Below are 25,098 nucleotides of genomic sequence, written 5' to 3' on the forward strand. Positions count from 1 at the left end.
ATGGTTGATGTGCCACACTCTCCGCTTCGCCTCAGACAATGAAGCGTTCCCAGGTGCATCTGCATTGCTCTCCTTCCCGAAGGTGAATACCGATGTTTGATCGCTTCCTCAGAATCAACTCTCTGATTGGACTGGTCCTCCTGCTGGTCATCCACAGCAGTGCCGCCATCTTTGCAGAAAAACCAACTGACAAAAGCCAGGCCACGATCGAGGTCGACTTCAATCGCGATATCCGACCAATCCTGTCCAAAAACTGCTTTCACTGCCACGGCCCCGATGAAGAAACGCGCGAAGCCGGCCTCCGGCTCGATCAGCGAACCTCAGCAACCGCGAAACTGGAAAGCGACGAGCACGCCATTGTTCCCAAAAATGCCGAGGAGAGTGAACTCTTTCAACGCATCATTACAGACGATGAATCATTGATCATGCCGCCCCCTGATGTGGGCGAGAAACTGACCGAAGCCCAGATCGCAAAAATCAAGGCCTGGATCGAACAGGGTGCCCCATACGCCCGGCACTGGTCTTTCATTCCGCCCACGCGCCCCGCACGTCCCTCCGTCAAACAACAAAGCTGGCCAGCGAATGACATCGATTACTTCGTACTCGCACAACTCGAGCACGCGGGCCTCAAACCAAGTCCCCAGGCCAACCGATACACACTCATCCGCCGTTTGAGCCTGGACCTGCGCGGGCTGCCACCAACATTGGAAGAAGTCGATCAGTTTCTGAAAGACAAATCGCCCAACGCCTACGAAAAACTGGTCGATCGTTTTCTAGCCGATCCCGCATTCGGCGAACGCTGGGCCCGTAAATGGCTCGACCTCGCCCGTTATGCCGACTCAAAAGGTTATGGCTCTGATCCGCTCCGGATGGACATCTGGCGTTATCGTGATTGGGTGATCTCCGCGTTCAACCAGAACATGCCCTTCGATCAATTCACGCTTGAACAACTGGCCGGCGATCTTTTGCCTAACCCCACGCTCGAACAAAAAGTGGCCACTGCCTTTCACCGGAACACAATGACCAACACCGAAGGGGGCACCGACGATGAAGAATTTCGCGTCGCCGCCATCACGGACCGAGTCGATACCACCATCCAGGTCTGGATGGGTCTGACGATGGGCTGCGCGAAATGTCATTCTCACAAATACGACCCAATCTCGCAGAAAGAATACTATCAGCTCTACGCCTTCTTCAACCAGACGGCTGACAATGATCAACCCACGGATGCCCCCACCATCTCTGCCCCCACTCAGGAAATGCTGCAAGCAAACAAACGCATCGACGCCGAAATCGCGACGCTGAATCAAAAGTTGCAAACGCCCACCAAAGAACTCGCCCAGGCACAACAGCAGTGGGAAAGCACGCTGCACGCCAAACCGAACTGGAAAACACTTACGCCGCTGACCGTCAAATCGTCGGCCGCCACAACAAAATTCCATATTCAGAAAGACGGCACCATTCTCGCCTCGGGACCAGCCGCCAAAGAAACCTACACCATCGAAACCGAACTCGATGTTCCGGCCTTCAAAGCCTTGCGTCTCGAAGTGCTGCCTGATACAAGTTTAAAATCAAACGGACCGGGCCGCGCCACGGATGGCAATTTTGTCTTATCAGAAATCAAAGTCGAATCGCGGCCCGCCCAGGCCGAAGACACGCCCGTCAAAGGGCAGTTCCTGCGAATTGAACATCAGGGCAACAAAAAACAGATTCTCTCTCTGGCTGAAGTCCAGGTCTTCCAGGCAGGCAAAAACATTGCCGCTCAAGGTATCGCTTCTCAGTCCAGCACGACGCATGACGGACAAGCCAAACTGGCCATCGATGGCAATACCGACGGCCATTTCTTTAATGCGAAATCGACCACCCACACCGACACCACTGTCAAACCCTGGTGGGAACTCAATCTGAAAGCAAACACGCCGATTGAGCAAATCAAAATCTGGAACCGCACCGATGGTTCGGGCGAACGACTCGCCAACTTCAAAGTCAGCCTGCTCGATGCCAAACGCAAACTGGTCTGGCAAACCGTCGTCGCGACTCCCCCCAAACCAAGCACAACGCTGGCACTCTCCAGCCGTCGAACCATTCCGATCAAACGTGCATTTGCTTCGTTCTCTCAAACCGGCTTCCCCGTCAGTGCTGCCATTAACCCGGCCAGCAAGAATCAAAAAGGCTGGGGCATCGCACCGCAATTCGGCAAAGCAAACAGCGCCTACTTTATTCCCGACAGCACTTCCGTCGCCGCCACAGGCAAACAGCGACTAACCATCACACTTTCCCACAATTATAAAGATCCACAATACGCATTAGGCCACTTCCGTCTCTCTTACACGACCGAATCCAAACTGGAGCCGCGCCTCAAAGTCCCCGATGACATTCTGGCAATCGTTGACAGCAAAGAGAGAACGCCGGCGCAGCAAAAGAAACTCGCTGCCTACTATCGCGGCATCGCTCCTCTGTTGAAGCCAACGCGAGATCAAATCGCGCAGCTCCAGAAATCCAAACCCAAATATCCGCAACTCCCGATCATGCAGGAACTGCCGGCCGACAAACAACGTGAAACGCGCATGATGGTTCGCGGCAGCTTTCTTTCTCCCGGCGATGTCGTTGAACCCGCGCTGCTGAGCGCCTTCAACTCCGCTCCCAAACAGGTGCCTCAAAACCGAATCGCCGTCGCCAAATGGCTCACGTCACCAGAGAATCCGCTCACGGCACGCGTCGCCGTCAATCGCTACTGGTCTCAACTATTTGGTGCCGGCCTGGTCGTGACGGAAGAAGATTTCGGGACGCAAGGCGAACTCCCCAGCCACCCCGAACTACTCGACTGGCTGGCCACCGAATTCATCCAGAACGGCTGGGACAGGAAAGCCCTGCTGAAAACAATCGTCATGTCGAACACCTATCAGCAGGATTCCACAACCACAGCCGAACACCTTCAAAAAGACCCGCGCAACCAGCTCCTCTCACGTGGTCCGCGCTACCGTCTTGAAGCAGAAATGATTCGCGATCAGGCGCTCGTCCTAAGCGGTCAACTCAACAAAAAAATCGGCGGCCCGTCGGTCTATCCGGTTCAACCCGAGGGCATCTGGCGAGCCGCATTCAACGGCCAACGCACCTGGGCGACCAGCAAAGATGAAAACCGTTTCCGCAGAGGTCTCTACACCTTCTGGCGAAGAACCGTCCCCTACCCTTCGATGGCGACCTTCGATGCACCGAGCCGTGAAATCTGTACGATCCGCCGCATCAACACCAACACGCCGTTACAAGCGATGATCACGATGAACGACCCGGTCTTCATCGAAATCTCGCAGGCACTCGGACTACGCATCTTCAAAGAAGGGGGTTCGACTCCACGCGAACGAATCGCCTATGGTTTGAAACTCTGCCTCATACGTCCTCCCCGGCCCGAACAGATCGAGCCGTTATTAAAACTTTATGAATCTGAATTAGCCTATTACAAATCGCATCCCGAGGAAGCAGCGAAACTCCTGGAGAACCCGCTGAAACCTCTGCCGGATCAATACAATAAATCTGAACTGGCAGCCTGGACCGTCATCGCCAACGTTCTGCTCAACATGGATGGCGTTCTCACCAAAGGATAAAGTCATGAACCTACACCAACAACAATTACAGGCGATCACCCGCCGCCACTTCCTCGCCCAGGGTTCCACCGGCATCGGTGCAATGGCCCTTGGTGCGATGCTGGCTGACAACCAGAGTGCATCTGCCAAGAAACCCGAAAACACCGAAGCCCCCGCGCCGAAATTCCGCATTCCCGGCAAAGCGAAACACGTCATCTTCCTACACATGGCCGGCTCGCCTCCGCAGCAGGAACTGTTCGATTACAAACCGGAACTCGTCAAACGCAACATGCAGCCTTGCCCCGATTCCTTTCTGAAAGGACGCGGCTTCCCCTTCATCAAAGGGCATCCCAAAATGCTGGGCACGCCCTACAAATTCAAACAGTACGGCGAAGGGGGAACGTGGATGAGCGAACTCCTGCCGAACTTCCAGAAGGTGGCCGACGACGTTGCCGTCGTTAAGTCGATGCACACCGATCAATTCAATCATGCGCCCGCCCAACTGTTCCTGTATACCGGTGCCCCCCGCTTCGGGGGTGCGTCGATGGGATCCTGGATCACCTACGGTCTCGGTTCCGAAAACAAAAACCTGCCCGGCTTCATGGTCCTGCTCAGTGGCGGCAGTGACCCCAGTGGCGGGAAAAGTCTCTGGGGCAGCGGCTTTTTGCCGTCCGTCTACCAGGGAGTCCAGTGCCGCACCACAGGCGACCCCATTCTCTACGTCACCAACCCCAAAGGCATCAACCGCGATGTCCGCCGTCGCAGTCTGGATGCCCTCAAATCGCTGAATGAATTCGAACTCAAACAGTTCGGCAATCCTGAAACACTGACCCGCATCAACCAGTACGAACTCGCCTTCCGTATGCAGATGTCGGTCCCCGAAGCCGTGGATCTCGCCAGTGAAACCAAAGAAACCCACGAACTGTATGGCACAACCGGCGGCGCGCCTTCCTTCGCGAACAACTGCCTGCTCGCCCGTCGCATGGTGGAACGCGGCGTGAGGTATATTCAACTCTTTGATTACGGCTGGGACATGCACGGCACCGGCTCGGGCAACGACCTGATCACCGGCGTTCCTAAGAAAACCAAAGACATCGACCGACCGATGTACGCCTTGATCACCGACCTCAAACAGCGCGGCCTGCTCGATGAAACACTCATCGTCTGGAGCGGTGAATTCGGACGCACCTCGATGAATGAAGAACGCAACGGCTCCAAATTCCTCGGACGCGACCACCACCCCCACTGCTACACCATCTGGATGGCCGGCGGCGGCATCAAAGGCGGCACATCTTACGGCGAAACCGACGAACTCGGTTACTTCATCGCCGAAAAGAAAACCAGCGTCCGCGATCTGCAATCGACGATCCTGCACCTCACCGGACTCGACGCCCGCAAACTCAAAGTCCCTTACCAGGGACTGGACCAACGGCTCATCGGCCCCGCGGATGAAGATCATTTGCTCAAAGATTTGCTGGCTTAAATAATCAAAGTGGGTATACTGATTTCGATTGACCGTTCTGATTAATGTAAGCCCCATTAACCGTCGCACCAACGCGGGAGAACGAAGATGACGGCAACCGAAATCGTAGCGCAACTGGAAAAACTGGGATCTGATTCCACGAAAAAGGTGTTGATCAACCACGGTGCCAAAGACCCCGTGCTCGGCGTTAAAGTGGCCGACCTGAAGAAAATCCAGAAGCAGATCAAACAGGATTACCAGATCGCCCTCGATCTGTTTGATACCGGCATCTACGACGCACAGTACCTCGCCGGCCTGATCGCCGATGACGCCAAGATGACAAAAACCAATCTGCGTCGCTGGCTCACCCGAGCCAACTGTATGCCCATCAGCGGCTCCACTGTTGCCTGGGTCACTGCCGAAAGCCGTTTTGGCCACGATCTGGCGCTGGAATGGATTGCCGCCAAAAAAGAAGCCAAAGCCCAGGCGGGTTGGATGACTCTTTGCAGCCTCGTCTCCATCAAAGACGATTCCGAACTGGATCTGACAGAAATCAAACAGCTGTTGAAACAGATCGAACGAACGATTCACGAGCAACCGAACATGCTCCGCTACGCGATGAATAACTTTATCATTTCCACAGGCAGCTATATCGACAGTCTGACAAAAACAGCCATTCAAACCGCGAAGAAAATCGGCACCGTCACCGTCGACATGGGCCAGACATCCTGCAGCGTCCCCTCCGCCGTCGACTACATCCAGAAAGTAGAGCAGCGAGGCACGATCGGCAAGAAACGAAAAACCGCCAAGTGCTGAGTTTCCGAAGCAGAGCGCGGGAGCCATTTTCATAACCGAGCCCCCGGCTGCCTGCCTGTCAGCGTGATCAATCCTGACATTATGATTCTTCCTCCTGAAGTTCACCTGACCAGAGTGAGTATTACCTGAAAAAAATCCTCTTGACGCCGTCGTGCACATCAAGATCATCCCTGTTATGCGTCGCGCGCGAAAACACTACTGGTTCAGGTGAAGAACCGAACGCACTGAAAAATTCAGCACCATAAAACCCTCTTGTTTCAGCCACTTTTAGCAAAAAACAACCTCGAAAAGTTATGCGGGTCGACACACTTCGCCGCACAATGGCCACACAACAAACCACGCTCGTCACCACATCGACACACATCAACACTCCTTCGCCAACCATTTCTTTTCTCTCCCCCTTGACCACCCCACGCCCTTCAAGAAAATCTTCCACAATGACATACCAGAAAAAAGTAGGGCGAGGCCCTATGGGACCGCCCGCCTGGCAACCTTCCATCCAAAATAAAAGTCCAAATGAAAAAACATCAAACGAAGCAGACAATTCCCGAGAAAACAAACAAGGGGTGGGCCCGGATGCACATCCGGGCCGAGCGCAGCGAGCAGGAAGTCCCAGTAAAAGCAAACAAATCAGTATCCCCCCGATCCCAATCAACGTTCGGTGTGGCACTGTTGGCTTGCCAACAGTGAGCGAGCAAAGAAAGCGTCCCCCCCTGAGCGGCACGGCGCCAGCCAGCGCTTTTGCTCCTCCCAGGAGCAACCAACACCAGTCAAAACAAATCCTACCAGATAGAACCGAACCGACTCAGATGAACATCCTTCAGTGAATCCATGAGTCCCATGCGTGTTCTGCTCTTTTTGCTCCCCAGCAAGCCAGCAACGAGCTTCACACCATCAACGGTGGCCGTGTTGCCAATAAGAGGGGGGAAGATTACAGGAAATCAGAACTCTGTTTCTGCCCCCTTTTCATACCCTTCCCGGTCTCTTTTTAAGTTCCCTTTGGACTTGTTTTGAACATGATTAAGATTTAGATGACTTTTCGCCTTGAATCGTTTAATATGTGTTTGTCAGATTCCTATGCCCAGGGGGCTTCGCAATGTCTGAAACTAAGCGTTCAAAACTCATTCATCTATCGGGTTATGTAATTGCATTTTCGCTAATGTTTTATGTTATTAGCATTGGCCCAGCCGCCGCCATTGTATATGACCCTAATGGGCCCCCTGCAAATCCTGAACTTGAAGAATGGGCACACCTTTTCTATTCTCCTTTGATTTCGGTGGCTGAGAGCAACGGTTCGTTGGAATTTTTATTTAAAAAATACACAGAATTCTGCATCGAACATTTCTAAACAGTTTTCCGCTCAAACTGCTGTTGGGCTCTCCGAAGATTAAAGGGGGAAGATTCGACGCAGATGAACATCCCGCAGTGGAATAGTTTGTTAGATTACAAAAGCACTGCACAATTCCCGAGTAAGAAAGATCCCCCGGTTCATTCGCGGGAATCTTCAGATGCATTCTCCAGACAGATCACGCGAGCGTGTGCCACTGCTCGGCTTGTCCGACAGTGCCGATTTCATATCAGGGTTGCGAGCCCTCACTCAACAAGAGAGAATAAAGGGGTCAGGACTCTATAATATGAGTCCTGACCCTTTTAATATCCTCCTATTTCGCGATGATTATTTCGCCCCCCATTAAACAAGGACTGCGTGTCTAACACAGCTCTAGACAGTTGTCCAATCAGGAAAATCAATAACCAGCGAGAATGATATAATGAAACAAACGATGATTTTTGAACCAATTTATAAACTCATCGTACTTGGTTGGTTTACTTTGATTCATTGTGAATTTTGTCTCCAAAACTTGAACTGGCTAAGAGCTAAAAGTATAGATGGGTAAGGCTGAACGGGCACGCCACCAATACCCAAATACTTTCCGACCTCTTCTTACGTCTCCGGTTTTGATTCATCCACTTCGTCATCTGATTCGGGGTTTGGTTGACTCTCCGGCGTTTCTTTTTCACCCACAAATGTATCCATAATCTGCCCCTGCATGCGGCGGGGTGCGTTGTTGGCGGCGATCATGCCGACGGTGCCGCCAGCGACGCGAGCCGCGGATACGCCCGGCAGAGACAAGCCGAAGCCGATGAGTGCACCGAGACAACCGATGACAATCGACTGTGTGGTTCCCACGTTGAAGAACCAGATCGTGCCTGGTGCGGCACCGATCAGAGTCAGGCAAATCGATTTCGTAATCTGTTTTCCAGTCACTTGAGCCATACGTGATTCCGTTTCCGTGTAGAGAAAAAAAGCGACTTCTCCAGTCGTGTCAGTACATGGTTATTTTCTGCGCACCACCACGGTCCGCGCGAGTTGATCGCCAAAGCGCTGTTTGTCTCGCGTGAAGAAAATGGCCAGTGCGGCGGGGATGCAACCCAAAAGAAGCGGATTGACTTCCAGAATACGCATCAGCGTACGGATGATGGTTTGACGAAACGTGCTGGGACCTCCGTCGAAGTTTCGTATCGTGAGTCCGGTCAGATATTTCACCGGGGAGGTATAGAACAGGCCTTCCGAGACCAGGTAATACGCCAGATAGGTCGCCACCATCACAGCCACCTGGATTGCAGGCTGCGAATCGGGTAATTGATTCGCGACCACCAGAGCCAGAATCATCGCCAGCAGGTTATCAAAACAACCCGCGATATATCGGCGGCCCATAATTCCCTGCGGTGAATCTTTCGGATACGGCGGCACAGGAATCTGCGAGTCGGGTTGGTCAACGGAAGGATCGGTTACGTGCATCAAGGCAGCCTGTTTGGAAAGAAAGAGTCGGTCGATAACAGCAGCATGCTCAGAACCCACATGCAGACATTTGTCTAGACATCGTACACCAAACGAGGTTCACCTTTCAAGCAATCAACATCAGACATCAAGCATCCTAAGCGGTTCGGCGTCAGGGATTGTTGATTGAATCACTTTGAGGGTGATTCTCAGGCATCTATTCCCCCGTGGATTCCCTGATCATCACGGCCAATTTGTCAAGCAGGAGAAGAGCCGCTGCGTAATCATTACCAAAATCGGGTTTAACCGCGGCTAACGCGGCGCGGCTGATCTGGTTTCTGGTGCTTTCCAAGTGGAAAAAAAACAATAATGGACCAGGTCTCTTATTGTTGCGAATATCTCATTTCATGTTGTACTCCACCGCATTACAGCCATTGAATTTGGCGAATGCTACCAATTTTGATTCCATTATTTTCTGTAATAAAAGCTGATCTACGTTTTTTTCGTAGTGAATTGAGTGAATCATCAGCCGTTGATTGGTTCGATCCGCTTTGCAATCGATCCGGGCGACAAATCGGCTGCCCTGGAGGACAGGCAGAGAAAAATACCCATACTTTCTTTTTGTCGCCGGTACATAGCATTCAATTTTATACTCAAAATCAAATAAGGTGATGAGCTTATTTCTTTGAATGACCAAATTATCAAACGGTGACAAGATGTGTATTTTTTGACCGACCCTGGGAATGTTCTCCAGTGATTGTTTGAGGGCATAATAAGTCTGTTCAACTCCTTCAACAGAGACTTGAGATATTTCGTCAGCAGCTAGCATCTGGTCGAGGGTTGTCAAAACGGTTGTTTTGGTTCGAGACTTGCGCATGTAGGCAATTTCGCTTACAGTGGCTAAGCCATGATGCTGAAGCGTTCGTTGAATCAGGTATCGGGCATAGTCGGTTTCGCTCGGTAGAGTGGTGTCAACAGTACCTGGAATCACATTCTCGGGGAGATCGTATACTTTCTGGAATCCCTCACGGCGAGTGATTTCCAGCTTGCCTTCAAGAAAAAGTCGCTCTAACGCTTTTTTGGCTGGTTTCCAATCCCACCATCCCGATTTCCCCTTCTTTGTCATCTCAAAGTCTTTTGATCGAAGTGGACCTTCTTTGCGTATCCTGGTTAAAACCTGTTTCATCATTTTCAGGTCTTTGGGATACCAGGATGTCTCGCGTTTCTGAAATTCTCGTTTCAGTGGTAGAGAATACCGGTAGTCTTTCATAGGCAGGTAAGAGGCAGCATGACTCCAGTACTCAAACGCGTCTCGTGATTTAATGAGAAGGTCCAGGTCAACTGGACTGTATTTTTGATTTCGACTCCAAAACACATGATGATGGGCACGTTCGACGACAGAGATGGTGTCAATCTGAACGTACCCCAAATGCTCAATGATTTCCACGGGATCTAATGCGGGTCCTGTCAGCTTCTGACTCGCCACCATCAAACGCTGTGCAGACTTCAATGGCAACTCGATCGTTTTCATCCCTGTGATTTTATTGAACCTAAAAGAATAAATGATCGACACAAACAGACTATGTTCATTCTGTACCTGCCTAAGCATAGTACAATAGCGCATGACATATCAACGTGAGCGTAGAAAACGAAGTGTGAAACCTCAAGTAAGGGGAACCTGAAAGGGGGCAAACCCCGTTTTCAATTCCCAGCCTGCGGGATCACAAAAAGGGGTCAGGAATCATTCTCCCTGCCAAGGCACGAAAGTGCAAGGGGGGTTAAAGTTTTCGATATTACAGAATCGATCTCCAAACGGATTATCTTTTTGGACAAGTCTAAGAAGACAATTCACCATGCCCATGTCAGGTACATACACGATAGTCCCTGACGTAAAGTCATACGCAGCGACAGCCCACTGTTGCGATGTCTCTTTTGTTTTCCAGAACAAGTAATTGCCATCGTCAGTGCTGGCAAATGGCAACAGTCCTCCTTCTTCAGGAAATGCTTTGAATTCCTCGCATTTGCCAGAATCCTTGTAGGACTCAAGCTGTGAAAATACAACCGAAATCAGTTCTTCAGAAGACACGCGATTGTCCGAGTAGTTCACAATGTGAATAATTGCCTGCAAAGATCCAGACCCATAAATCGAAACGAAGGCTTTATAATCACTGGGCAGTTCTACCCCCAGTTTTGTTTCGACTTCTTGCCAACCAGAATCTGCGCACACAGGTGAGGTGGGAGGCGGGACGAGTTCTGAGAGTAATTTGAGATCTGGGTTCATTTTTTCATTTCTTTGGACGATTAAAAAGGGGGCAGTACCATTCAGTCCTGCCCCCTTTTAAGTTTTTGGCACCTGCTCCTGATTGATAAAGAATATTCTGCACAGCGTCGGGTTACACACAGGCAACACAACCGATTGCCGTCAGATCAGTTCTCGAATCGGTTCCTGGCGTTCTATCAGATATTGCGGCCGGCCATTGTTGTCTGGGATTGTAGTAGTGACAGTATCAATGCCCAGGTTGTGATAGAGCGTGGCGAAGACGTCCTGCATGTGCACGGGGCGGTCGACGGCTGCTTCGGCCCATTTATCCGTCGAGCCGATCACCTGTCCGGTTTGCATACCACCGCCCGCCAGCAGGCCGGCATGCACGCGCGGCCAATGATCGCGACCTGCTTTTTTATTGATCTTGGGAGTCCGACCAAACTCGCCCCAGACGATGACCGTCACGTCCTGCTCCAGGCCGCGTTCGTGCAGATCTTCGACCAGGGCAGCCACACCCTGATCCAGTAAAGGAATCACTTTACGTCCTCTGCCAAAGTTATCGCTGTGGTAGTCGAAATCAGCGAAACTGCAAGTCACCATCCGGGCCCCTGCTTCCACAGCACGCCGCGCCTGCAAAAATCGGGACATCAGCGCCTGATAACCCATCTTGGGATCAAAGCCGAGCACTTTGGGATCGTCGATTCCGTACCGGGCCCGAACTTTCGGGTCGACTTTCTCCAGATCCAACGCTTCCACCAGCCGGGATGAAGTCAATACCCCTAACGCCTGCTCGGTAAAGTTATCGCTGGTCTCTGATGCTAATTTATGATCGACCTTTCGCCGGAACGTATCGAGTTTCTCCAGCAGACTGGTACGCTCGTGCAAGCGGACTGTGGAAATCTGATTCAGGGTCATGTTGCTCATCACCTCGCCATCAGGGCGAAACGGTGAATGTGCCATCCCCAGGAAGCCGGGGCCTTTAATGTTGTAGGGGTCGTGAGCCATCTTTTGCGACAGGTCGATATAAGGGGGCACGGAAGGATCAACGGCCCCCTGCAGTTTGGAAAGGGCCGAACCCATTGACGGCCATCCCCCTTGAGGTTTCGGATCTCGAAATCGATGGCCGGTGCAGCATTGAAAGGAATCGTGCCGACCTTCCGAACCAACGAGGGAACGGATGATGGTGAATTGATCCATCATCCCCGCCACGCGGGGCATCAACTCGCTGATTTCGATGCCGGGCACATTGGTTGCAATGGGCTGGAACTCACCTCGAATTTCGGCGGGCGCTGTAGGCTTCAAATCGAACATGTCCTGATGCGGCGGGCCTCCATTCAGGAAGATCATGATCACCGCTTTGTGAGACTGAGGCCGTTGGTTCTGCTGCTCTGCCTGCAGCAATTGAGGCAACGTTAAGCCCCCCATCGCCAGCCCGCCAATCTGAATGAAAGAGCGGCGGGAGATCCGATCACAGAATTTCGTGGCACGACCTTCAATTCTCAGCATGATGCATGTTCCAGAAAACCAAGACTACTTAAACCCACACTCCGTTGAATGTCCTACATGATACACAGACTATGTATAAAAAGATACCGATATTTACTGTTTGAGGTGAACCGGAATCCACTCAATTTCAATCACCCACGCCTGCGTGTGCCACTGCTCGGCTTGCCCGACAGTGCCGATTCTGTAGGGGAAGTTCAAGCTCACCACAAACAGGGTCAATCCATTTCCAGCCTGGCCCATTCACCGTTGGACAAGCCAACGGTGCCACCCGCCGACCGGTTAACTGTTCGTATGGTTTCGTGTTTTTCGTGGTAGCTGAAACAGTTTGCCTTAGATCCCATCCCAGATTGGCACTTCCAAAAATTCGGACAGCGTTCTCGCATCTTCGTGAATCTGGTCCAGCTTGCCGTGATCGACGACATTCGTCCGCACCCCCTCTGTGGAGACGAGATTCATTTCGTAGCTGTAATACGAACTTTTATTACCACTGACATACTCCGAAATCAGCTGAATCGCATGGATCTCCTTAAACGGCATCAACAACTCGTTGGCGGTAGCATACATCAATTCGTCAGTCGGAATCCTGCCTGTCCAGAAACACTCGTACTGCTTATCAAACACGACCGGCTTCGTGCCGAAATAAAACATCAGGCCGCCCGCCAGCGTGAAGATCAGCCCGACGGAGGTCAGAATTAACGCTTCCGAAGTAAAGATTTTGCCGCTGTCGATGGCTTCATAGACGGCAATCCCCGCGACAAGCAAACCGACACAAAAGAAGATCAGGTAAAACGCCTTGGCCCCCAATGAAGCGCGGAACTCATATCGCAGCGGCGAGACCTGCACCAGCTTCCGCGTACAGAAATTGGCCCCGCCCCCTTTGAGGGGCGACCATTCTGTTTTCAGCGCGATCGGATCGTCCAGCGTCGCCGGATCAAATTGATGCTCGTGCACGGCAGTCAGTTCTTTAAATTTGTCGGCCAGCTTACGAAACATGGGCTTCACGCCTTTTGTATTTACGTTGAGAGGAAAGGGAGAAGACGCTAATGAGCCTCTTCATTCAGCGGAACAAAATCGTATTCGCCGATGCCTTGCAGCACGAGAAACGTGGTCGAGGATGTGGCGGCATTGGTCACCAGATGGGGACGACGGGGCTGCACCGAATAGGTCTCGCCCGCGTTCAAAGTAATTTCTTCCTGCGGATCTTGTAGATAGATCTTGAGTACGCCTTCGATCACGTAAAACGTATCTTGAATCTGGCTGTGAAAATGCCAGGGCACATTTTGCGTAGGGGATATTTGCAGTTCAATAATGCGGAAGCCGGGGCGCTGGGCATGATACTCTGTCCGCTCAACTTCATACAGGTGACTGGCATCTTTCAGCGGTTCAGGTTCATCCGTCATCCTGTGTTCCTTTCTATTAGAGGGCCAACCGAAACCATTGAATGAGAATCATAAATCACTTCATCTCACGAAAAAAGGCTGAGATCGTAGAACAATTCATACCGTGTCGGATCGTCGGGAAGGATCCAGTGCAATCCTTCCTGGCAAAAGATACTGATCGTATTCGCCAGAATCACGGCTCCCATCAAACCAACGATCGCTTTCGAGGGCCAATTGAATTCAAGCGGTGACTCCGAAACCAATTCCCGTGCAAACATCAGATTCAGCCCACTATCGATGAGCACGACCATGAAGACTACCAGTGCCCAGGTATATAAATGCAGGCCGAGTACCGGATCGCCGTATCCGGGATCGGGGGGCACAATGTGAATCAGAATCTGGCGTGTCGAGATTGCCGCACCGCAAACCGCGCCCAGGATACTCATGCCGTAACCCGCGGCGAAATCATTCAGCGACAACACGCCGGCTCTTGACTGCAGGATCACATATGTCGATCCCAGGGCACACAACATCATCGCCATGCGTTGCAGAATACAGAGCGGGCAGGGAATTTCGTGTTCGATCAACTGAATACTGAAGGCGCCCAGCAGGACCAGACAGACCACCAGCACATTGAAGTGAGCGATCCACAAACCAAGGTGTTTCTTCATAGCAACGCTCCGGTCAGAAGTTGAGTTCCAGCGAATTCGACGCATGACACAAGAACAGGAGAAAGGTCGCGACCAGAGAGGTCAGAAACAGGGAATAAACGAGCCAGCGTTTCCGGATCCACATCGCCAGGAAGGTCAACAGGATCAGCAGGAAGATCAGCGTATCCAAAAGAAATGCTCTCCCGATCAATCGGAATGGTTGCGCAACATGGGATTCAGAAAGTAGATCGATCTCATGCGACTTGTATTAAACGAGCCGGATACTATCACAGAATCACAAAGTAGGACAAGTTGAAGTTCCACAGACACTTGCAACACATTGGAACTCTGCGAACGGGTAAGATTAAAGGACCAGACACCGATATTTGGTTTGGTACATGTTTTACTGAACCATTTGTTCGTCTTCGAGAATTGTCTGAATCTGATGACCTCGTTCTATCGTGACGGCATTGTTTGCCGGCGTCGAGTCAGAGAATATCGAATTGGCTTTTCAGATTCCATTGGAGCATCTTCAATTCACGTCAGAAATTGTGATCCACCTGCACCCCCTTGTTCAGATGCAGTATAACAGCAGAAACTCACCGTTCAAGAACTCCCTGGATTACGTTGAAAAACAGACGGGGGATCGCGAAAGACATCAGGAGATGGCAGTGCTACCGGTATCGTCATAATGACCTCCTGCTCGCTGCGCTCGGACCGAATTGCATTCGGTCCCACCCGGTTCTCAGAAAATCTTCACTGGCCCCATTCAGAGTTTGACCGTTTATTGTTCCCCATCAGGCAGTCCGACACATGAATCGGCCCCTACATTACCAGAACCTGTTCGCATTCACTCTGGAGATTGACACCCGAACTGGTTTCCTTCATTTGAAAGTCTCGGATATGCACCGCATAATGGAGTAAGACCGGCACGTACAGCGCAAAATACAACCATGCCAGTAGAACTCGAAACAAGTGAGAGGAATAGCAACGATGACCACGAATCGAGCAACCTGGGAAGTCATTGTCATCGGTTCCGGCATGGGGGGAATGGTGGCAGCCGCCGCCCTCTCGCGGCTGGGGCATAAAGTGCTGCTGCTGGAACAGTACGATTCCCTCGGCGGACAGACTCATACGTTTTCTCGCGATGGTTTCTCATGGACCGCCGGAATTCACTATCTTGGCTGTATGGGACCGGATCAACGGGAGAAAGCCATTCTCGACTGGCTGGCGGACTTCCCCATTGAACTGGCATCGATGGGAACGATCTACGACACACTTCACATGGGTGACACTCCCTCAATCTCGCTGTCTCGACCGACCGCAGCTCAAAGGCTCGATTTGCAGGAACGCTTTCCCAATGAAGGAGATGCCATCGACGCCTGGTTTCACGCGATTCAACAGGGCCAGGAGGCGCTGACCAACCTCACCCGGGCGCGGGCGATGCCGGCGGCGATTGGTGCAGTACTGAAATGGTGGAATCGCCGGTCGATCAAACGCTGGTGTGAACGCACCACCGCGGAAGTCGTCAATGACCTGACTGACAATCCGGAGCTGGCTGCGGTTTTCTCTGCACAGTGGGGCACGTTTGGCGGCCGACCTGGCACCGCCAGTTTCGCTTATCACGCGGCGGTCATCGGGTCCTATCTGGAAAACGGCGGTTTCTATCCCAAAGGCGGGGGCTCCTCGATCGCGGAACATCTGCTGAAGACAATCACATCAGCAGGCGGAGAGGCACGGGCGGGCGTCACCGTTGAGTCGCTGCGTTTGGAAAACGGTCGCGTCGTCGGCGTCTTGACTTCGGATGGCGAAGAAATCAACGCAGACAAAGTCATCTCCGATATCGGCGCACGGGAGACGGTGGACCGACTGCTGCCGAACGATCACGGCCAGCAGGCGTGGGTAGATTCGATCCGTTCGCTCGGCTCCAACATCTGCCATTTTACCCTGTTCCTCGGTTTCTCTGGCGACATCGAATCAGCCGGGGCCACGAAATCGAATCACTGGCTTTATCCGACAGGCGAAACAGACGCCGTCTGGACCGACGTGTTCCACGACTCGCCCCCTGCGATGTTCGTCTCGTTCGCTTCGTTGAAAGATCCCGCACACGATCCGGGCCCCGATCAAAAACATGCGGGAGAAATCATTGCCTGGGCAGACTGGTCGACCGTTGAACGTTGGGCCGCTCTCCCGCCCGACCAACGCGGCGATGACTATCAGAATTTCAAACACCAGGTCGAGACAGCACTGTTTGCACAGTTCAAGCACTATTTTCCCCAACTCGCAGAACTGGTCGTCTTTCGCGAAGTCGCGACTCCGCTGGCAACGGCATTCATCACCGGTCATACAAAAGGCGCTTTCTACGGTCTCGACGTAACGCCGCAGCGCCTGATGTCGGATGCGCTGCGCATGCAGACGCCGCTCAAAGGTCTCTATCTGACCGGACAGGACGTCTTCTCTCCCGGCATTCCCGGCGCGCTGTGGGGCGGGCTGCTGTGCGCCACAAGCATCGATCCGAAAATGATTAAGCATCTGGGTGGCTAAAGCAGCGTTCATCTACCCAAATGCGAAATCCCCGTTAAATTCGTTGATCAGAGGTTGGAAAGCCTGAACGGTTCCCTTACGATAGAGACAGCACCTTTTGTTTATGTGGCACAGACGTATAAAAAGACTCTCGACCGGATTTAGAAATGTTCACGCTTAAAAGTCAGTTTCTCGTTCACACGTTCTTTGTTGTGTTGTGTACTTTGGTCATCCCGGGCGGGACACAGGTTCTGAAGGCGTTTCCCCCTGCAGAGAACATCGATTTCTCTGAGAAATACAAACAGCTGTTACAGGAATCCAAATCAGCCCCTTCCAGAGGATATCTGAAAGAAGTGGCGTTTGACGCGATCGAAGCCAGTCAGGCCGCGATCAAAGCAGGCGATTATTCGGCAGCAGTGAAGATTGCAGCTCTCGCTGTCAAACTTGGGAAGACCTCAGGAAACAACCACGCCACTACGCTGGCAAACAGTTTAAGACAGCGCTGCGTGATGCTCGTTCGCGAATATCGCGACGTGGAAAAATTTCATAAAAACCTGCAACAGAATCCGAATGATGCAAACGCGGCTTTTCTATATGGAAAATTTGTCGCCTTAAAGTTGAACAACTGGAAACAGGGGCTTGTCTGGCTCGCCAGAGGCGAGGATGCGGCATATCGAACTCTGGCGAAACAGGAGCTTGCGAACTCAAACAATCAAGGCGCGCTGCTGGTGGTTGCCAATGGCTGGTTTCAATTAGCCAGTAAAGAGAAAGGTTCGACAAAGCAGGAATTGGAACTGCACGCGTATGATTTATACAGCCACGCGTGGGCGGACTCAATTGGAACAGATCGAATGGCGATTAATGAGAAGTTGAACGAGATGCCTCTGCGGTATCTGAATCACATGCAGGAACAGGATGTCATTCCAGGTGCGTGGCCCTTCGGAAAAAACGGAGAGAGTGGAAATGGTGCGGGAATGTTTACAATCAATCATGTTGAGTATCCCAATGGTCTGGGACTACATCCACCAAATCATGGTTTTGCACGCGTGCGTTTTCAATTAGATGGTCAATACAAAACCTTTGCGACTGGTGTCGCCCTCATGGATCATTCTTCTGAAGTTCGCCGTTCAGTAACTTTTACGGTGATAGGAGATGACAGGGTTCTCTGGAAATCACCGCTCATCCGATTTCGAGGGGACGTGGTCTTCTGTAATGTTTCTGTCAAGAATATTAAAAGGCTGGAAATTCAAACTAAATCGCCGGGGATTGCTACGGGAGCACATGCTGTCTGGCTTGCCCCACGGGTTTTAAAATAGACCTGAAAAATAGAATCTGTGCTCTTTTTTAATTTATACCGACGCCAGACAAGACTCTCGATTGGAATTAAACATGTTCACGCTTAAAAATCAGTTTCCCGTTCACACATTCTTTGTTGTGTTGTGTACTTTAGTCATTCCAGGCGGGGCTCAAACCCTGCAGGCGTTTCCCCCTGCAGAGAAAGTCGATTTCGCTGAGAAATACAAGCAACTGTTACAGGACTCGAGATCAGGATCTGTGAAAGAACTGGCGTTTGAAGCGATCGAAACCAGCCAGGCTGCGATCAAAGCAGGTGATTATTCGTCAGCACTGAAAATCGCGGCTTTAGCCGTCAAAGCGGGGAAATCAGCAGGAAACAACCACGCATTTACACTGGCGAACAGTTTAAAACAGCGCTGTGGAATGCTGGTTCGCGAATATCGCAACGTGGAAAGATTTCATAAAACACTGCAACAGAATCCGAACGACGCAAAATCGGCTTTTCTATATGGACAGTTTCTCGCCTTAAAGTTGAATGACTGGAAACAGGGGCTTGTCTGGCTTGCCAGAGGCGAGGATACGGAATTTCGAACCCTGGCTAAGCAGGAACTTGCGAACTCAAACAAACAAGGCGCGCTACTGGAGGTTGCCAATGGCTGGTATCAATTAGCTGAGAAAGAGAAAGGTTTGACAAAGCGAGAATTAGAATTGCACGCTTATGACTTGTATAGTCGAGCGTGGAATCAATCATTCGGAGAAGATAGAACGACGCTCAATGAAAAGTTAAGCGAGATGCCCCTGCGGTATCTGAATCACATGCAGGAACAGGATGTCATTTCAGGTGGGTGGCCTTTCGGAAAGAATGGTGATCCTGGAAGTGGCGGAAGATTTACGGTCAATCAGATTGAGTTCCCCAATGGTCTGGGACTCGTTCCACCAAGTAGAGGTTTCGCGCGCGTGTGTTACCAACTGGATGGTCAATACAATACTTTTGTGACCGGTGTGGCCCTCAAAGACGCTAAAACTCAATTTAACAGTACAGTTACCTTCACAGTGTTGGGAGATAACAGAGTTCTCTGGAAATCCATCCCAATTCGACTTGATAAGGACGTGGTCTTCTGTAAAGTTTCTGTCAAAAACATTACTCGACTCGAAATTCGAACGGAAACGCCAGGAATTAATCGGGGAGCACATGCCGTCTGGCTTGATCCACACGTTTTGAAATAGAGCTTGGTGATTATAGGGGTAGCGACTGAGTGGTACTGTCGAGTCCTAACATGTTTCAGGTGGTATTGTTGTGAAAACGATATTGGGGTCAAATCCACCTATCATCGCTGAAAAACCATAATAATAAGCGTGAGACTTTGATAGGCTAGTTTATCTAGAGAGGTGTTACTATCGATGAAGTCAGCCAGACGCTTCGAATCATAGATGATTTTAAAGCGATCTATGATATTGATGACTCGGACGAGCTATAAAAATCAACAGGCTTTGATAATATGAAACCAGCATTCCGCACACCACTTTACTTATTTGCTCTCTTTGCCATTTCATTCATGGTCTATTGTAAATTTACTGAGCCAAAAAATGTTTTTGCAAGCAGTAATGGGCAGATTGTAGTTGATGGAAACTTCTACCAGTCTGATCAATTCGCAATTGCAATCACTGATTTCAAAACTGAAATCGTTATGAATTCTTCAGTAGAAACTGCTTTTCAAGTATCCTTAAAGATTCATAATTTACAAGAGCAAAAAAGGTTATGGTATCACTCTTTTGCTCCTGAATGGTCTGATGTCGGTTCTACAGACTTCTTTTCCTTTATCAGAGATGAGCATGGCAACACTTCAACTGTTGTACCGATTCGCTCTGACCTCGATGGTCGGAACCTTAAGCGGCAACTTCTCCCCTCGGAGGCGATTACTGAAGTATTACTCTTCTGTAACTGGGCTCCAAAATCAAAGAAGATCAAAATGACCCTTGCCGGTAATCAGATGACTGACAACAAAGATTTGGTTTTCAATATTCAGTTACCATGAATACAGAACTACTTTAAAATAGGGAGAGATCATTGGTGGCAGACACCTAGCTAGCGTTTATTGACTCGTTTTGAGGGTGATTCTCAGAAAAGCGACGTTTACCGAAGTTGGTATAAACCGGGGCTAACGCCCTGCGGCTAATGGGTCTTTTCTGCGGTCATAGTCCAGTATACAAGGGCGACATCACATTGTCGGACAAGACGTATTCTTACATCGCTAACTCTGTCGAACTCAAAATCAGGATCAGAACTATTAAATAAACTCTACCTAGCCCCGCCAGCACATGAGAAAGGGACAGGACTCATCACAAGATCCCCTGCCCCATCTAAGAGCGATCTAAGAAATCAGCCCCTGATCTGTCTTCCAACTCATTCCCGCCTCGTTACATAATCGCACGGCCGGTAAACTGCACGCCGAATTCCCACAATTCGTTATGGACCTGACGCCGACGGACAATCTTGCATTTCAGATAGATCCGATCTTTCTTGTCCTGCCCCAGCCCCACAATGATGTTTTCTGATCGCAGGTTTTTGGAATGAATAAAGCTCAATCCGCTGCGCGATAAATTCCGAGCGGTGACGACAATCATCTCCAGGACATCATCCTCTCCCCCATACAGTTCTGACCGGGGAATGTACAGACTCACCAGCTGACGATAATCCGTACGTTCTTCGCCCCGTTTCTGAGCGCAGTGCCCTTCCAGCCGACTGCTCCAGTTATCAAGAATATCCAGCGTCTCTTGAATGACTTTATGCATCCAAACATCCTCAAATCAACAACACGATCCGTAATCAACGGCCCTCACTCCCCGCAGGCCCTGAGGAGGGATAAGCCTTACGAGAAAGTTACGTCCTGCTTGGCAAACGTCAACTGGATTTTGCAAAGAGAACGCCAGCCAAGACTGTATCAGGAAACGGCTGAACGGGTGGTGACAATCGAGCTGGTGGTGAGGATCAGGTAAACTGCCCGGCGTTCAGTTTGAGCCAGCCCCGTTTGGGGAGATACCATGAGTTCTCCATGAAAACCATAATTTTCTGAAATGCGAGTGATCATCCTAAGCAAGCCTGAAAAATCACGAACCGAATACCAACCACTTTTTCACATCATTTCAATGAACCGTTTCGCTTACTGGCTTGTCAGATCTCAAATGGATATGGTGTTTGTGCGCGTAAATTACATGTTATGTTGAAAAGTGAAAATGATGTCTGAATCGATGGATCACAATAAAATCGTCGTTCTGACGGGCGCCGGAGTCAGTGCAGAGAGCGGGTTGCCCACGTTCAGAGATATGAACGGGCTTTGGAACCGATATTCCATCACCGAAGTTGCTTCACCAGAAGCATGGGAATCGAATCCTCAGCTGGTTTTAGATTTCTATAACGAGCGTCGAAAAACAGCCGTTGCAGCATCCCCCAACGCAGCACATCAAGCGATTGCAGAATTAGAAAAGAAATATGATGTGGTCGTGATCACACAAAATGTGGATGACTTACACGAAAGAGGTGGATCATCAAATGTGATTCATGTTCACGGGGAGTTAGTAAAAGCCCGCAGCACAACAGATCCCTCACTGATCTATGAAATTGGTGGTAACGAAATTAAGCTGGGAGATGTTTGCGAGAAAGGTTCTCAGCTAAGGCCTCATATCGTCTGGTTTGGAGAAGCAATCCAAAACTATGAGCTATCGGCAAAGCATATAAAAAATGCTGGGAAAGTTCTGGTAATTGGAACCTCACTCACAGTCTACCCGGCTGCTGGCTTGCTAAACGAGGCACACTATCATGCGGAAAAGATATTAGTGAGCCTGGATATCGAGGATAAGCCATATGGTTTTCGTTGGATCAAAGGCACAGCGGTAGACCACGTGCCGCAAATTGTCAATTGTTGGCTGGAAGGTAAAAAAGTAACATGACCATTGCTTCGACTTTGACATTTTACCGTTCCTCTCAAGCGAGGCATGGATTAGATCTCATAAAACATTTAAGAGTAGCATTGAAGTTCAGTCATCATCACAATCTTGGCGTAGGAAGGTTTCTTTCGTGATCGGAAACAAATCAATTCATCTAAGCCTGTTCCTGTTAGCCACCTGCTTAACGAGTTTCCCCCTCTCAGCGGATGAAACACAATACGCGCCGATGCCGTGGCATCTGGTCGATCTGTGGTGGGATCTGGGCGAGGAAACCGCGTTCGAAAGTTACAGCGTGGATGTCACCATCAGCGATGATGTGCCCGCGACGAAATTGCTGTATATCGCGCCGATTGGGATTGGGCATCTCAGCAAAACGCCCTTTTATGGCGGAATCCAGACACAAACGGATGGCTACACGCGGGATAACAGACAACTCCGCAAGATCGGTCCCGGCCTGTTGATGTCGATGTGGGGCGAACGGAGTCACGCGGCGATTCGGCCCGCGCAGGGGGGCTTCTACCAGAGCTCCGGGCATGAGGGGGATTTTGTCAGCATCCGCCGCCCCTACCAATGGAGCAAGGGAACCTATACCTACAAGATCATTCGCATGGATCAAGAGGCCATCGACGGCAAGCCGTATACGTGGGTTGGTGCGTTCGTGTATTCGCACAGTAAGGATGAAAACATTTTCATTGGTGCCCTGCGGTTCAAAGGGGACCAGTTGAAACTCGCCCCCAAAATCGCCAGCTTTGTCGAAGTCTACGGCCCGCGCAAGCCGGTCGCTGATATTCCGAAGCTGACCGTGACGTTTGGCAACCTGCAAGTGAACGGGAAAGCCGCGAAGGTCAAATCGGTCGAAGCGATCTACCCACCAGGGGTGCCGAATTATGCGGAGGCGAAGGGTAAAGCGAAATCAGTGGTGATTCAGGTAGGCGAACCGGTGAAAGATCGCACGACACGGCGGGTTCAGTTAAAGCTGGACTGAAAGTTAATTCGATTGGGCAATCACTGCTTCACTGTTGGCAAGCCAACAGTGCCACACCAGATTTTTTTCTACCACGAAAAACACAAAACCACACGAAATAATCTGACCAAGGTATCCCCTACTTATATTCGAGATACCCCACACAGAACACAGGAGAAAGCTGCCGTGTGCCACCGCTCGGCTTGTCCGACGGTGCTGGTACAATAACAGCAAAAGATTCCCAACTCGTGTTGTTGTAGGGTGCGGCCCTATGTGGCCACCCGTAGTGGCAGGGTCGTTTCTGGGCTAGCGTGCGAAGATTACTCTAACCCCACTCTCAACCGAATTATAAATTGAACCTCATCAGGCGGGCCGAGACATGGGTCGGCCCCTACGATGATTTAGCCAGGTCTGTTGTTTATAAATCGTCTGCTTTCTCTGACCTTTGCCTATTGCCTGTGGGGAATCACGAATCATGTTCCCCACCGTCGGCGTCATAGGCTTCGCGTTCGAAGGGATTATCGCGATAGAACCGACGGCCGACGAACCACATGTAGAGGGACGAAAGAAAGTAGGCCGGCAGAAAAAAGGGGCCCCAGCGCTCATACTGCCTGATATGGACAGTTTCATGATCGCGTGAAATATCCAGCGAGGCATCCGTCTGCCCCAGGATCGTGTGACCCAGCGTCAGTGCAAGGGTGAATTGCCCGTGCGGCAGTCGGTGCAGGAACCACCTGGTGCCGCCGTCATAAAACTCGATGGCTCGACCGCGAAGGCGTGCGCGGCCGCCGAAGCACAGGCCCACGCTGCCGATCAGCAGACCGAGCAGTGTATTCGGAGAGGTCCACAGTATTCGAATCAGAAAAATAATACGACTCATCGATGATCTTCTCATCAAAACTAAACAAGGGACAGTCTTCGAATTTCACCCCATTTACATTCGTTCGACCTTCAAGGTATCCATCTAGCCAATTCCTAGACTTGGAATCGAGGTACGCGGCGCCGTCATCACGAGAAGATGATAGCAATAGATTAAATGTGCGAGCCATTCTGCTTTGATTTCTGGATAAAACTCGATTGTATCAAGATTGTCCTGAAGCAATCCGATTTCATTCGATAAGTCGGCCATCATATCCCAACCGATGAAATAGATGGGGTCTGACTCGCCCAATTCCGAGAGGTGTTTTATGCCTATCCTTTCCCAATCTGGAAGCGACCAAAAACGTTTGCTTGTTTGCTGTGTACCAAACAAGAAGTAAGGAGCCTGTATCTCAATATCGGTTATTTCTTTTCTGTTTGCTTCTTGATATCCGATTGTAATTTGACGACTCATATAATATCTCTTCAAAATTCATGTCCCAGGGGATTAAAACAGTCGGCGCCCATATCGTCAGTCCAGCATTTTCTGCAGATAGGTCACGTCCAACATTTTACCAAATTTGTTCCCGACTTCCTTGAATGTGCCCACGACTTCGAAGCCGAAACTTTCATTCAAATGCAGGCTGGCTTCGCTCCCCTGTGCCACGCCCGCAATCAGCGTGTGAAATCCCAGACGGCGGGCTTCTTCAATAATCGCCTGCTTCAGCTGACGTCCGATCCCTTGCCCCCGATATTCCTCTTTGACATAAAACGACGTTTCCGCCGTACGATCGTAGGCCCGGCGGAGCCGCCAGCGGGAAAGAGAGGCCCAGCCTGCTACATGTCCCTCCACTTCTGTCACCAGGATCGGAAACCGTTCGTCATGACTTTCGAACCACTCAAGCCGCTCCTCGCGCGTTTGCGGCTCCAGGTCAAAGGTCGCCGTTGTCGTTAAAATCGCTTCGTTATAAATGACGGTAATTTCATCCAGATCAGATACTTCCGCCGGTCGGATCTTCATCAAACAATGCCTTTAACGAGTAGGAATCATTTCTAACAGAACAGGCAGGTAGTTC

The 25,098-nt window shown here is 50.7% G+C and carries 24 protein-coding genes; 10 read left to right on the plus strand and 14 right to left on the minus strand.

The features are described from left to right. The first annotated feature begins 92 nt into the window (after window positions 1–92). From Pan241w_RS17540 to Pan241w_RS17550, 3 genes are all read left to right on the plus strand, one after another. Window positions 93–3,602, plus strand: coding sequence for a DUF1553 domain-containing protein (locus Pan241w_RS17540; RefSeq protein WP_145218355.1), 3,510 nt, complete (start codon window positions 93–95; stop codon window positions 3,600–3,602). A gap of 4 nt (window positions 3,603–3,606) precedes the next feature. After that, the gene (locus Pan241w_RS17545; RefSeq protein WP_145218356.1) at window positions 3,607–5,064 is read left to right on the plus strand and encodes a DUF1501 domain-containing protein; all 1,458 of its coding nucleotides are present in this window, start codon (window positions 3,607–3,609) and stop codon (window positions 5,062–5,064) included. An 87-nt stretch (window positions 5,065–5,151) separates the two neighbouring features. Beyond that, window positions 5,152–5,859: a DNA alkylation repair protein gene (locus tag Pan241w_RS17550; RefSeq protein ID WP_145218358.1), complete on the plus strand. Its 708-nt coding sequence runs from the start codon at window positions 5,152–5,154 to the stop codon at window positions 5,857–5,859. A 121-nt stretch (window positions 5,860–5,980) separates the two neighbouring features. On the opposite strand, the gene Pan241w_RS17555 is transcribed toward Pan241w_RS17550, so the two are convergent. Next, window positions 5,981–6,418 (minus strand): hypothetical protein, encoded by a 438-nt coding sequence (locus Pan241w_RS17555; RefSeq protein ID WP_145218360.1) that lies wholly within the window; start codon window positions 6,416–6,418, stop codon window positions 5,981–5,983. Between the two features lie 537 nt (window positions 6,419–6,955). On the opposite strand from Pan241w_RS17555, the gene Pan241w_RS17560 reads away from it, so the two are divergent. Beyond that, complete coding sequence (locus Pan241w_RS17560) at window positions 6,956–7,207, plus strand: hypothetical protein (RefSeq protein ID WP_145218362.1); 252 nt, start codon at window positions 6,956–6,958, stop codon at window positions 7,205–7,207. Between the two features lie 594 nt (window positions 7,208–7,801). On the opposite strand, the gene Pan241w_RS17565 is transcribed toward Pan241w_RS17560, so the two are convergent. The 9 genes from Pan241w_RS17565 to Pan241w_RS29445 form a co-directional block, all read right to left on the minus strand. Then, on the minus strand, window positions 7,802–8,134 hold the full coding sequence (locus tag Pan241w_RS17565) for a hypothetical protein (protein ID WP_145218364.1): 333 nt from the start codon (window positions 8,132–8,134) through the stop codon (window positions 7,802–7,804). A gap of 60 nt (window positions 8,135–8,194) precedes the next feature. Then, window positions 8,195–8,719 carry an RDD family protein gene (locus tag Pan241w_RS17570; protein ID WP_145218366.1) on the minus strand — a complete coding sequence of 175 codons (525 nt, stop codon included), beginning with the start codon at window positions 8,717–8,719 and terminating at the stop codon, window positions 8,195–8,197. A 319-nt stretch (window positions 8,720–9,038) separates the two neighbouring features. Continuing rightward, window positions 9,039–10,262 (minus strand): winged helix-turn-helix domain-containing protein, encoded by a 1,224-nt coding sequence (locus Pan241w_RS17575; protein ID WP_315940496.1) that lies wholly within the window; start codon window positions 10,260–10,262, stop codon window positions 9,039–9,041. 117 nt (window positions 10,263–10,379) lie between these two features. Then, window positions 10,380–10,919, minus strand: coding sequence for an SMI1/KNR4 family protein (locus tag Pan241w_RS17580; RefSeq protein WP_145218370.1), 540 nt, complete (start codon window positions 10,917–10,919; stop codon window positions 10,380–10,382). 141 nt (window positions 10,920–11,060) lie between these two features. After that, the gene (locus tag Pan241w_RS17585) at window positions 11,061–12,407 is read right to left on the minus strand and encodes a DUF1501 domain-containing protein (RefSeq protein WP_145218372.1); all 1,347 of its coding nucleotides are present in this window, start codon (window positions 12,405–12,407) and stop codon (window positions 11,061–11,063) included. Window positions 12,408–12,737: 330 nt separating this feature from the next. Further along, entirely contained in the window at window positions 12,738–13,400 is a 663-nt protein-coding gene (locus Pan241w_RS17590; RefSeq protein ID WP_145218374.1) for a hypothetical protein, read from the minus strand. Window positions 13,401–13,447: 47 nt separating this feature from the next. Further along, on the minus strand, window positions 13,448–13,807 hold the full coding sequence (locus Pan241w_RS17595; RefSeq protein ID WP_145218376.1) for a cupin domain-containing protein: 360 nt from the start codon (window positions 13,805–13,807) through the stop codon (window positions 13,448–13,450). 65 nt (window positions 13,808–13,872) lie between these two features. Next, window positions 13,873–14,457 (minus strand): disulfide bond formation protein B, encoded by a 585-nt coding sequence (locus Pan241w_RS17600; RefSeq protein ID WP_145218378.1) that lies wholly within the window; start codon window positions 14,455–14,457, stop codon window positions 13,873–13,875. A gap of 13 nt (window positions 14,458–14,470) precedes the next feature. Continuing rightward, complete coding sequence (locus Pan241w_RS29445) at window positions 14,471–14,626, minus strand: DUF5993 family protein (RefSeq protein WP_197999994.1); 156 nt, start codon at window positions 14,624–14,626, stop codon at window positions 14,471–14,473. Between the two features lie 803 nt (window positions 14,627–15,429). Between Pan241w_RS29445 and Pan241w_RS17605 the strand changes: the two genes are divergently transcribed. The 4 genes from Pan241w_RS17605 to Pan241w_RS17620 all read left to right on the plus strand — a co-directional run bounded on the left by Pan241w_RS17605 (window position 15,430) and on the right by Pan241w_RS17620 (window position 20,291). Further along, the gene (locus Pan241w_RS17605) at window positions 15,430–16,980 is read left to right on the plus strand and encodes a phytoene desaturase family protein (RefSeq protein ID WP_145218380.1); all 1,551 of its coding nucleotides are present in this window, start codon (window positions 15,430–15,432) and stop codon (window positions 16,978–16,980) included. Between the two features lie 146 nt (window positions 16,981–17,126). Then, a complete protein-coding gene (locus tag Pan241w_RS17610) occupies window positions 17,127–18,275 on the plus strand; it encodes an NPCBM/NEW2 domain-containing protein (RefSeq protein WP_145218381.1) in 1,149 nt (382 codons plus the stop codon). Window positions 18,276–18,348: 73 nt separating this feature from the next. Further along, window positions 18,349–19,482, plus strand: a complete 1,134-nt coding sequence (locus tag Pan241w_RS17615) for an NPCBM/NEW2 domain-containing protein (RefSeq protein ID WP_145218383.1) — start codon at window positions 18,349–18,351, stop codon at window positions 19,480–19,482. 272 nt (window positions 19,483–19,754) lie between these two features. Then, window positions 19,755–20,291: a hypothetical protein gene (locus Pan241w_RS17620; protein ID WP_145218385.1), complete on the plus strand. Its 537-nt coding sequence runs from the start codon at window positions 19,755–19,757 to the stop codon at window positions 20,289–20,291. A 382-nt stretch (window positions 20,292–20,673) separates the two neighbouring features. Here Pan241w_RS17620 and Pan241w_RS17625 read toward each other — a convergent pair whose 3' ends face one another. Next, the gene (locus tag Pan241w_RS17625) at window positions 20,674–21,048 is read right to left on the minus strand and encodes a PilZ domain-containing protein (RefSeq protein WP_145218387.1); all 375 of its coding nucleotides are present in this window, start codon (window positions 21,046–21,048) and stop codon (window positions 20,674–20,676) included. A 444-nt stretch (window positions 21,049–21,492) separates the two neighbouring features. Here Pan241w_RS17625 and Pan241w_RS17630 point away from each other — a divergent pair, with 444 nt between their 5' ends. Both Pan241w_RS17630 and Pan241w_RS17635 read left to right on the plus strand, forming a co-directional pair. Next, window positions 21,493–22,203, plus strand: a complete 711-nt coding sequence (locus tag Pan241w_RS17630; protein WP_390621023.1) for an SIR2 family NAD-dependent protein deacylase — start codon at window positions 21,493–21,495, stop codon at window positions 22,201–22,203. Between the two features lie 127 nt (window positions 22,204–22,330). Continuing rightward, window positions 22,331–23,185, plus strand: coding sequence for a DUF3472 domain-containing protein (locus Pan241w_RS17635; RefSeq protein ID WP_145218389.1), 855 nt, complete (start codon window positions 22,331–22,333; stop codon window positions 23,183–23,185). Window positions 23,186–23,630: 445 nt separating this feature from the next. On the opposite strand, the gene Pan241w_RS17640 is transcribed toward Pan241w_RS17635, so the two are convergent. From Pan241w_RS17640 to Pan241w_RS17650, 3 genes are all read right to left on the minus strand, one after another. After that, a complete protein-coding gene (locus Pan241w_RS17640) occupies window positions 23,631–24,044 on the minus strand; it encodes a hypothetical protein (protein ID WP_232107181.1) in 414 nt (137 codons plus the stop codon). Window positions 24,045–24,128: 84 nt separating this feature from the next. Next, window positions 24,129–24,497: a hypothetical protein gene (locus Pan241w_RS17645; protein WP_145218391.1), complete on the minus strand. Its 369-nt coding sequence runs from the start codon at window positions 24,495–24,497 to the stop codon at window positions 24,129–24,131. Between the two features lie 57 nt (window positions 24,498–24,554). Next, window positions 24,555–25,043, minus strand: coding sequence for a GNAT family N-acetyltransferase (locus Pan241w_RS17650; RefSeq protein WP_145218393.1), 489 nt, complete (start codon window positions 25,041–25,043; stop codon window positions 24,555–24,557). Between the last annotated feature and the right edge of the window lie 55 nt (window positions 25,044–25,098).

Origin of the sequence: Gimesia alba (assembly GCF_007744675.1) — a bacterium.
Classification (GTDB): Bacteria; Planctomycetota; Planctomycetia; order Planctomycetales; family Planctomycetaceae; genus Gimesia; species Gimesia alba.

Excerpts from the sequence above, each read along its gene's own strand:
- Pan241w_RS17595 (WP_145218376.1), bottom strand. The coding sequence starts at position 13,807 with ATGACGGATGAACCTGAACCGCTGAAAGATGCCAGTCACCTGTATGAA.
- Pan241w_RS17650 (WP_145218393.1), bottom strand. The coding sequence starts at position 25,043 with ATGAAGATCCGACCGGCGGAAGTATCTGATCTGGATGAAATTACCGTC.
- Pan241w_RS17545 (WP_145218356.1), top strand. The coding sequence starts at position 3,607 with ATGAACCTACACCAACAACAATTACAGGCGATCACCCGCCGCCACTTC.
- Pan241w_RS17575 (WP_315940496.1), bottom strand. The coding sequence starts at position 10,262 with ATGCGCTATTGTACTATGCTTAGGCAGGTACAGAATGAACATAGTCTG.
- Pan241w_RS17620 (WP_145218385.1), top strand. The coding sequence starts at position 19,755 with ATGAAACCAGCATTCCGCACACCACTTTACTTATTTGCTCTCTTTGCC.
- Pan241w_RS17615 (WP_145218383.1), top strand. The coding sequence starts at position 18,349 with ATGTTCACGCTTAAAAATCAGTTTCCCGTTCACACATTCTTTGTTGTG.
- Pan241w_RS17610 (WP_145218381.1), top strand. The coding sequence starts at position 17,127 with ATGTTCACGCTTAAAAGTCAGTTTCTCGTTCACACGTTCTTTGTTGTG.
- Pan241w_RS17585 (WP_145218372.1), bottom strand. The coding sequence starts at position 12,407 with ATGCTGAGAATTGAAGGTCGTGCCACGAAATTCTGTGATCGGATCTCC.
- Pan241w_RS17605 (WP_145218380.1), top strand. The coding sequence starts at position 15,430 with ATGACCACGAATCGAGCAACCTGGGAAGTCATTGTCATCGGTTCCGGC.
- Pan241w_RS17625 (WP_145218387.1), bottom strand. The coding sequence starts at position 21,048 with ATGCATAAAGTCATTCAAGAGACGCTGGATATTCTTGATAACTGGAGC.
- Pan241w_RS17560 (WP_145218362.1), top strand. The coding sequence starts at position 6,956 with ATGTCTGAAACTAAGCGTTCAAAACTCATTCATCTATCGGGTTATGTA.
- Pan241w_RS17640 (WP_232107181.1), bottom strand. The coding sequence starts at position 24,044 with ATGAGTCGTATTATTTTTCTGATTCGAATACTGTGGACCTCTCCGAAT.
- Pan241w_RS17645 (WP_145218391.1), bottom strand. The coding sequence starts at position 24,497 with ATGAGTCGTCAAATTACAATCGGATATCAAGAAGCAAACAGAAAAGAA.
- Pan241w_RS17580 (WP_145218370.1), bottom strand. The coding sequence starts at position 10,919 with ATGAACCCAGATCTCAAATTACTCTCAGAACTCGTCCCGCCTCCCACC.
- Pan241w_RS17550 (WP_145218358.1), top strand. The coding sequence starts at position 5,152 with ATGACGGCAACCGAAATCGTAGCGCAACTGGAAAAACTGGGATCTGAT.
- Pan241w_RS17540 (WP_145218355.1), top strand. The coding sequence starts at position 93 with ATGTTTGATCGCTTCCTCAGAATCAACTCTCTGATTGGACTGGTCCTC.
- Pan241w_RS17565 (WP_145218364.1), bottom strand. The coding sequence starts at position 8,134 with ATGGCTCAAGTGACTGGAAAACAGATTACGAAATCGATTTGCCTGACT.
- Pan241w_RS17590 (WP_145218374.1), bottom strand. The coding sequence starts at position 13,400 with ATGTTTCGTAAGCTGGCCGACAAATTTAAAGAACTGACTGCCGTGCAC.
- Pan241w_RS17600 (WP_145218378.1), bottom strand. The coding sequence starts at position 14,457 with ATGAAGAAACACCTTGGTTTGTGGATCGCTCACTTCAATGTGCTGGTG.
- Pan241w_RS17630 (WP_390621023.1), top strand. The coding sequence starts at position 21,493 with ATGTCTGAATCGATGGATCACAATAAAATCGTCGTTCTGACGGGCGCC.